Consider the following 4,135-nt stretch of genomic DNA (forward strand, 5'->3'; position numbering starts at 1 on the left):
AAGGCAATTTCACCATTTTCATTCTCGAAACGACCATGACCGATGAAATGGAAAATATGAGGCTTTTTCCTAAGAACTTTATCAATAGCACTGCGGCTAGCTGGATTCACTACTGGTAACAATTCCACCTGCTCTGGTTGTTCCTGGGCTAGTGTCTCTATCGCCGCCTGCACTTTCTCGTAGGCAACTGGATTTAAATCTGTCGGTGCAGAGACAACTAAGGCAATCCGCATTTTTTCATTTGCGCCTAACTGAATCGGTGGTGCTGAAATCGGGTGTGAGGGCAGGCGCGAGAAGACCAAGCCAGGTGCAGTAGCCAACCAAATTGTTCCTGAGTTAGTCCTCTGAGGCAAACACATAAATTCCCACGGAAACGCTGCCACTTCAGGGATATTTTGCTCGTCTATATCTAGTTCTACCCGTAGCAGTTGCTGTTTAGTGCGAACAACTTCGTTATAAAATCCAATAAAATCATGGCAAAGTCGATCATCAAACAAGGTATCAAACAATGCTTCTCCGAGTAACCTCGACTTGTTAGCATCTTTGAGTCCATTTTTACGAACCTCCTCGATCAACTCCTTGACTTCTGGGGTGATCTTATCCTGATACCGAAATGGTCCAGAGATTCGATTATCGAGCTTTCCAGGTTCTTTCTTTTCAACCCCCACGGTATAATAATTTATCAGGTAGATGCGATAGGTGTAGTAGGCTCTAGTCATAGCTGTCTGATCAGATAAAGCTGATAATTGGTAAGCAATCAGCGGTCAGCGGTCAGCGGTCAGCGGTCAGTGGTCAGCTTAAAATAAACCTGATTTGGGATAATTTAATAGTTAGAGATGTTATAGAATTAGAAGTCTGGGAAAAAGCCCAATATAAGCATTCAGCTTTTGACTAAAATCAGCTAACCGCTGATAGCTGATAACTGATAGCTGATAACTGACCGCTGATAACTGAATGCTTACCATAGATTTACAATAAAAAGATGCACCCGATTTAAGTCGCTAAATCCTGTGTAAGATTAGCTTTCGGTAGCTTCAATATCCATTCCTTGACATCACTACGACTAAATTTAATCGCCGCCTTATTCTTATTTCGTATTAAAGTTTGTAATCTATCTGCCAGATCACTGAAAACATCACGGATATCAGCAGTTAACCAGTTCATATCCGGCTCACCCCAGGCGATACCGCGCAAATTAATAGACTTTATTTCCTTGGGCACTTTAAAAACAATAGCAAATTGGACTGTCGGTATGTTTTGGATTTCGGGCTCTTCAATGCGCCAGTAACACTTCGAGTTACCTTCACCTTGGGAAATTATTTCAAAGTGACCAGCTTCGTAAGCATACTCAGGAATGACAATGAATGCTTTGAGTTCGTTCTTATTTCCTACATTAGCTTTGAGCTCCGCAGGAATAGTGGTAAATTCGGCTAGTTCAGTGCTATCAATCCCGATACTCCAATCAAGATTGCTATTGATAGCTAAATTCATGCCCACCCCGAAGTTCATCACAGGTCGCCATTGGCTTTTGGGGAAAATAGCCTGAACGATGGGCTCTTTTTCTCCTTTGGGACTGAAGTCAAGCTCACAGCACAATCGCCAAAATCTAACCCCTGGTTTGGGACGTAAATCGACAGTCACAGTCATGTAATAGAAATCAAATGCATCACGCATTTGCTGTCGATAAATGTTGCTCAATCCCTCTTCAGTTTCTTCAAATAGGTCTTCGGTAAGCAATATCAACTTATCCCTGGGATTGCCAAAGCTAACTTTACTTTCCAGCAAGCTTTTAACGGCGGTTGCACCTACACCAAGCTTTGTACTTTCATCCAGGCAACTTTCCCATTTTTTTACTTGCTCAAATAGGTCAGCCAAGAAAGTCTCAGCTTCTTGGGGATTGGGTAGCGGAATGTTTTCATCGGTCATTGACTTCAGCTCTATTTAGATTGACAAAGTTACTACACTTGGCAGCGAGGTATAGCACAAGCCACAATCACATAATTATTGATTAAGTTACTGGCAAGCTGCATCTACAGCTTCCATGGATAAGGGGGAAGTTAGAGAAGTTTACAACCCGCCTTTTCAATTAAATCCGTAATTTTACTAGACTTATTAATTATAAAAATTAGTATTATCTTATTATCTAGTCTTATGAGCTATGAAAGTTGTAATTGGCGTCACAAAAAATTGTCTAGCGAAGCCATAACAACTAGCTATATTTTTATGATTGATTATTTACTTTGAGTATAGTTTGTTTGATAGTAGTATATCACAATCTTCAACAAGAGGAACAAAATAGAGACAATTTTAGTCTAATCTTTTATTCTTTCATCAGAGAAAATAACCCTTTTCCAAATAGGTCATGAACACTAAGGCTGATTTCTGATCACATCAAAAAATATCGGAGCTCTTTCCTACTCTTCTCTTTTAGCTGTTTATTGTTTCCGGTTAGAGCCATCCTCTGTTTACATCTCATTTAAAAACTCTAATTTCCCCGAAACAATCGATCAATTTTAAGACTTATGAATTGACAAAAAAGCAAAAGTGTGCATAAAGCGGTTTTCTATTCGGTTAGGTACAAAGTCCTAGGAGGGAGTAGGGAGCAGTGAAGGGGCAAGAGGCAAGAGGCAAGAGGCAAGAGGCAAGAGGCAAGAGGGAAAACAATCCTGTGTACCTGATAGTTATGCAAACCGCCGTAAGGGAGAATAATATCAAGTCTGGTTGAATACCCATAATTAAGGAGAGGGTGGGGAGTGTGGGAAGTGTGGGGAGGGTGGGGAGATGGGGAGATAGGGAGATGGGGAGATGGGGAAGATTTTTATTAAGGGTAATTATCCTGACTTGATATAAGACAAGCGATCGCATTCCCTATGGTCGAGTAACAAAGGGTTTCAGGAATGCGATCGCGCCCCGCGTGACCTACGGTCAATCGCTTTTCCATAAGAAAGGCAACAGGGAACAGCCAAGAGTTAGTATTTCGACAATGCAATAGTTTGTGATAACCCTCTTAACTTAAAAGTCCCACAAAACCTATAAACTCTATACATCCCACCAGATCAGAAATTGCGACAATGCAATAGTTTTTACCACCTTTTTATAGTATTAATATTATTTACCCTATAAACTCCATACATCCCATCGGATTAGAAATTGCGATAATGCAATAGTTTTTTTATAGCACCCTTTTATAATTTTTAACTTACTACACCCACTACTCCCATTTTTTCTTTTTAATTACGCTAATGCAATAGTTTTGCCATGCCCTTGCCTTTTCAGAACAAGTGTGTTAAATTAAGGATATCGTAAAAGCAATGGTTTACTCCCCATGATGATTTCCACTGCACAAGCCGCTGAATTACTAGGTGTTTCTGCCACTCGCGTTCGTTACCTTCTGGGTAAGGGCAGAGTTAAAGGGGCTTATAAGGTGGGTAGAACTTGGGTGATTCCGTTGTTTGATGGTATGCCGGTGGTCACTCCTGGCACTCGCGGACCAAAACGGAACTGGTCAAAGCGTACAAATTACACTAAGGCTGTGATCCACGTTAATCAGAAAGTTATTCGCCAAAATCTCAAGACCGGGGAGCGTAATCCTGTGATTACGGTGAAGCGAGGCTCTAAAAATGTTTACGGTCATACGGTAGAGGTCAATGGCCCTTGTCGGGTGATGTATCGTCCAGATGATCCCCTCAAGTGTGGAGCACGGGTCTGGATTGAGACGATTTCTGATTTTGAAGTAATATCGGCTTGATGGATAAGCTGTTCAGTATTTAGATTGGGATACCTAAATTGTTCAAAGGGAACAGGGAACAGGGAATAACCAATTTAAATGCACACCAGCTTACTAAATTTGCGTTTGCCTAGGGTGACCTACCACCAATCCCATTAAAATCGAATAACTACAAGCTGTCTTATCCTTGATGATTGACCATAGGTCACGCTACGCGAACGAGACTTTAGCGATCGCGTTTTTTAGATGATTGACCATAGGTCACGCTACGCGAACGAGAGTTTAGCGATCGCGTTTTTTAGATGACCGAGATTTTAGCGATCGCGTTTTTTAGCAATTGTATTTTTTTGGTTCCACAAGAAGTATGGACAACTTAGTCATTACATTACTAAACTGTTGTCCATTTAT

The 4,135-nt window shown here is 41.0% G+C and carries 4 protein-coding genes; 1 reads left to right on the forward strand and 3 read right to left on the reverse strand.

The window, feature by feature from the left end:
- The 3 genes from F6K57_RS38250 to F6K57_RS38260 all read right to left on the reverse strand — a co-directional run.
- On the reverse strand, window positions 1–719 hold a 719-nt coding region (locus F6K57_RS38250; RefSeq protein WP_293073714.1), incomplete at its 3' end, for a CHAT domain-containing protein.
- Between the two features lie 274 nt (window positions 720–993).
- Complete coding sequence (locus F6K57_RS38255; RefSeq protein WP_293055991.1) at window positions 994–1,926, reverse strand: hypothetical protein; 933 nt, start codon at window positions 1,924–1,926, stop codon at window positions 994–996.
- A 645-nt stretch (window positions 1,927–2,571) separates the two neighbouring features.
- Window positions 2,572–2,733 (reverse strand): hypothetical protein, encoded by a 162-nt coding sequence (locus F6K57_RS38260; RefSeq protein WP_158517197.1) that lies wholly within the window; start codon window positions 2,731–2,733, stop codon window positions 2,572–2,574.
- Window positions 2,734–3,325: 592 nt separating this feature from the next.
- Here F6K57_RS38260 and F6K57_RS38265 point away from each other — a divergent pair.
- Window positions 3,326–3,748, forward strand: a complete 423-nt coding sequence (locus F6K57_RS38265; protein WP_075900812.1) for a helix-turn-helix domain-containing protein — start codon at window positions 3,326–3,328, stop codon at window positions 3,746–3,748.
- Window positions 3,749–4,135 lie beyond the last annotated feature (387 nt).

Origin of the sequence: Moorena sp. SIO4A5, from assembly GCF_010672005.1 — a bacterium.
Classification (GTDB): Bacteria; Cyanobacteriota; Cyanobacteriia; order Cyanobacteriales; family Coleofasciculaceae; genus Moorena.